The sequence below is a fragment of the Moorena sp. SIO4A5 genome, assembly GCF_010672005.1.
Lineage (GTDB): Bacteria > Cyanobacteriota > Cyanobacteriia > Cyanobacteriales > Coleofasciculaceae > Moorena.
Genome location: NZ_JAAHHZ010000591.1, coordinates 1 through 3049 on the forward strand (window position 1 = coordinate 1; position 3049 = coordinate 3049).

Consider the following 3049-nt stretch of genomic DNA (forward strand, 5'->3'; position numbering starts at 1 on the left):
TCGAATGCTCCTGGAACCATGATTTAAACCGTTCACGCAAAATCTTCTGAATGGAATTATGGACTTCCTCCTCACTGTAGCTAGCATCTACCCGAACAATCCGATGGGGATTTTGTTGATACAACTGCTGAAATCCCTGCTGCACTCGTCGGTGAAATGCTAAGTCAGCTTGCTCCATGCGGTCAACGGTTCCCCGTTGTCGCGCCCGTTCGAGACCAATTTCGACATCAATATCCAGCCACAGGGTGAGGTCACTTTCTAGTCCAGCGGTAGCAATTTGATTAAGCTCCTCGATCAATTTCAAGTCAATACCTCGCCCATAACCCTGGTAGGCAATTGTGGAATCCATGTAGCGATCGCATAAAATAATTGCTCCGTTGACCAACTGTGGCTTAATCAACTCTTCAACATGTTCAGCCCGATCAGCAGCATAGAGTAAAAGTTCAGCGCGAGGGTGAATGGGTGAGGAATCTCTATCCAGTAGCAGTTGGCGAACCTTAGCGCCTAATAATGTTCCCCCTGGTTCTCTTGTGACTACAACGGGCATGGTTTGATTTCCCAAACAAACATTACCTAGACAGTCTTGTAAGCCACCAGCTCGAAGCCAATTTGAGCATCGCTGTAGTTGGGTAGTTTTACCACCACCTTCCACTCCCTCGAAAACAATTAGCTTACCGCTCAAGCCCACCTCCTTTACTACTCATTAGTTAATAGCCTACAGCTTAAACAATTGCTTGAACAAGCTCAGGCATTCAGCATTCAGCGGTCAGCCGTCAGCCGTCAGCTTATTTTATTCAAAAGCACCGATTGCGCTACGCGCACGCTGCGCGAACAGTAGCCTGGAAGAGGCTTCGACGCTGGAACTTTCCTCCCATAAACACCTCAACTAGCGTGGCCTACGGCCAATAGCTGATAGCTGATAGCACCGATTGCGCTACGCGCACGCTGCGCGAACAGTAGCGTAGCCATTCGCGTAGCGTCGCCCAAAGGCCAAGGCTGACGGCTGACGGCTGACGGCTGAATGCTCCCTTGGCGATAAATCACTTCTCATTAAGCTGTGCTAAGAAATACTGACGATATAAATCACAACTTGGCATGACGTGATTTTCGTCAAAGGTTATCAAACCTATATTTTTTAATCTATTGATTAAGATTGAATCTAACTCAACACCTCTATCGGTTTGAATCACCTTGTTGAAGAAAGTTGCTAACTCAGCATTTTGCCTAAGTCTAGTTAATTTTAGCAGCAGATGATCCCTATAAATTCCCTCTCGGGTAGGTGCTTGCTCAAGAAGTTTTTCTAGGCTAAGGTTTTGACAAGCCAAGTGATAGAGAGCAAGCTGAACTAATTTCGGATGTCCCCCCACCATAGCCATTAATTTCTCGCTAGCTTGACCTCTAAACCAATCGAGTCCATAAAGCTGGGCTAACTGCTGAATTTGTTGAGGGTTAAACTGCGGTAATTCAATGGGCAATCCTAACTTCGATAAATAGTCGAACGTTTTAACAGGAATATCAACTTCTGTGGAGTAAGCCAGCACAAGCCGCAGCTTTTGCCAAGGTGTCATGTATTTGGCAGCCTCAGACCAAGATCGCAACAGAATAAAAAAGTCAAGAGCTGTTTGCTTATGCTCAAGGAGCAAATTCACTTCATCCATCACCAAAACTAGGGGCTGTTCAAGGGACGCTAAGATATGTCCTTCAAAAAAAGAGCTACAGCTTGCTTTACTGCCGATGTCCTCATCCCAATAGTCATCCAATTCCTTGGCAAGCACCAGTTGATTACATACATTAGCACACAACCAACGTAATAGCCGATCTAAATTACTTAAAATCGTTCTTTCTGCTTGGGCAAAATTAATCCATACTGTTCTGTAACCCAGGGATTTTGCCCCGTCTACTATCCGCAGCATCAAAGAGGTTTTACCGGTCTCTTTCGGGGATCTAATCAGGATTAGACTTCCGAGTTCCTCAATGGCTTGGTAAGCCATTTCTTCGACAGGGGGACGTTTAATGTAAAAGGCTGATGAGAGTGGGACTACTCCAATGGGAAAGGTTGGAGATTGGCTCAAGGATTGGTAATATTTCTTGATTCGCTCTTGGTGTAAGGGATTCAGAGGAATGCTAGCTAAAACTGGTTTGAAGTTGCCCTTGGTGATTGGTTTGTGAAAAATCTTGCTGAGCAATAGCCATAACTTAGAAGCGATTCTCCTGAGATATTCACTACCGTAGTGTATCTCCTCCGCCATCTCGGCATAGGTTTTTTCTTCCCAGGCTTGGTACAGAATCCATTCCTGAAGGGAAGTCAATTTAGTGTACCCCATAACTGTGAGTACATCTATGAGCTGATCTACTGTCATCGCCTTACTCTGTGCACCTTTTGCTGATGGTCTTGAGTCAGAGATGACCAAAACCAAGGAATATCCATTGTTTGAATAATTATAGAACCCATTTGAAATCTTTTTAAGCAGCAGCTAATCTTTTCAACATCAGTCGAACAAAACAGAGACTTATCTTGGTGTTCGCATGCTCAAGAGTTCTTTCAAAGTTCTTCACCAAACTCTTGCATCTTTCCATCCACGAATTCGTTCTTTCGATTCCCCACCGAGCTTTGACTGGGACAAAGCCACTTTTCCCTTCTTTTTCCTTCTGAGCTTTGGATGGTTTCGCCGAAAGTTCAACTCTAATTTTGGTCATAATCTGAGGATAAATTTTCTCGAATTCCTGTGTCAGCTTTTCTGGGTGATATCCGCCGGTCTTGTAAGATGGTAATCTTGGCAATATTGACGGGTTTAGATTTGAAGTAATCAATGTTGTTAGATAACATTTCAATTAATCCCACATCGTCAGACACCGATGCTTTGGTACAGTAACTAAAAAATGGGAAACCCAAGGGATCTACTGCTAGATGTCTTTTGATGCCATTAGTAGCTTTGTAAAAACAAAATCCTTTGGAAGAGATGCTGGCATTGCAGGTGTTTTTCACTGCTTGGGAGTCGATAATCATCAGGGTTGTCCATTGCCCTTTTTTTTTACTTGCTCACGTACT

5 protein-coding genes are annotated in these 3049 nt (G+C 44.0%); all 5 read right to left on the reverse strand.

Going from position 1 to position 3049, the window contains the following annotated elements; genetic code table 11:
* The coding region (tmk, locus tag F6K57_RS41490) for a dTMP kinase (RefSeq protein ID WP_293074972.1) at positions 1-682 on the reverse strand (682 nt) is incomplete at its 3' end.
* Between the two features lie 200 nt (positions 683-882).
* A complete protein-coding gene (locus F6K57_RS41495) occupies positions 883-1044 on the reverse strand; it encodes a hypothetical protein (protein WP_158069618.1) in 162 nt (53 codons plus the stop codon).
* On the reverse strand, positions 1041-2324 hold the full coding sequence (locus tag F6K57_RS41500; RefSeq protein ID WP_229415335.1) for an AAA-like domain-containing protein: 1284 nt from the start codon (positions 2322-2324) through the stop codon (positions 1041-1043). The genes F6K57_RS41495 and F6K57_RS41500 overlap by 4 nt, the downstream gene beginning before the upstream one ends.
* Before the next feature lie 139 nt (positions 2325-2463).
* Positions 2464-2697: a transposase gene (locus F6K57_RS41505; protein WP_293074976.1), complete on the reverse strand. Its 234-nt coding sequence runs from the start codon at positions 2695-2697 to the stop codon at positions 2464-2466.
* Complete coding sequence (locus F6K57_RS41510) at positions 2684-3007, reverse strand: hypothetical protein (protein ID WP_293074979.1); 324 nt, start codon at positions 3005-3007, stop codon at positions 2684-2686. Before F6K57_RS41510 ends, F6K57_RS41505 begins: the two co-directional genes overlap by 14 nt.
* Between the last annotated feature and the right edge of the window lie 42 nt (positions 3008-3049).

Excerpts from the sequence above, each read along its gene's own strand:
- F6K57_RS41505 (WP_293074976.1), bottom strand. The coding sequence starts at position 2,697 with ATGACCAAAATTAGAGTTGAACTTTCGGCGAAACCATCCAAAGCTCAG.
- F6K57_RS41500 (WP_229415335.1), bottom strand. The coding sequence starts at position 2,324 with ATGGGGTACACTAAATTGACTTCCCTTCAGGAATGGATTCTGTACCAA.
- F6K57_RS41510 (WP_293074979.1), bottom strand. The coding sequence starts at position 3,007 with ATGATTATCGACTCCCAAGCAGTGAAAAACACCTGCAATGCCAGCATC.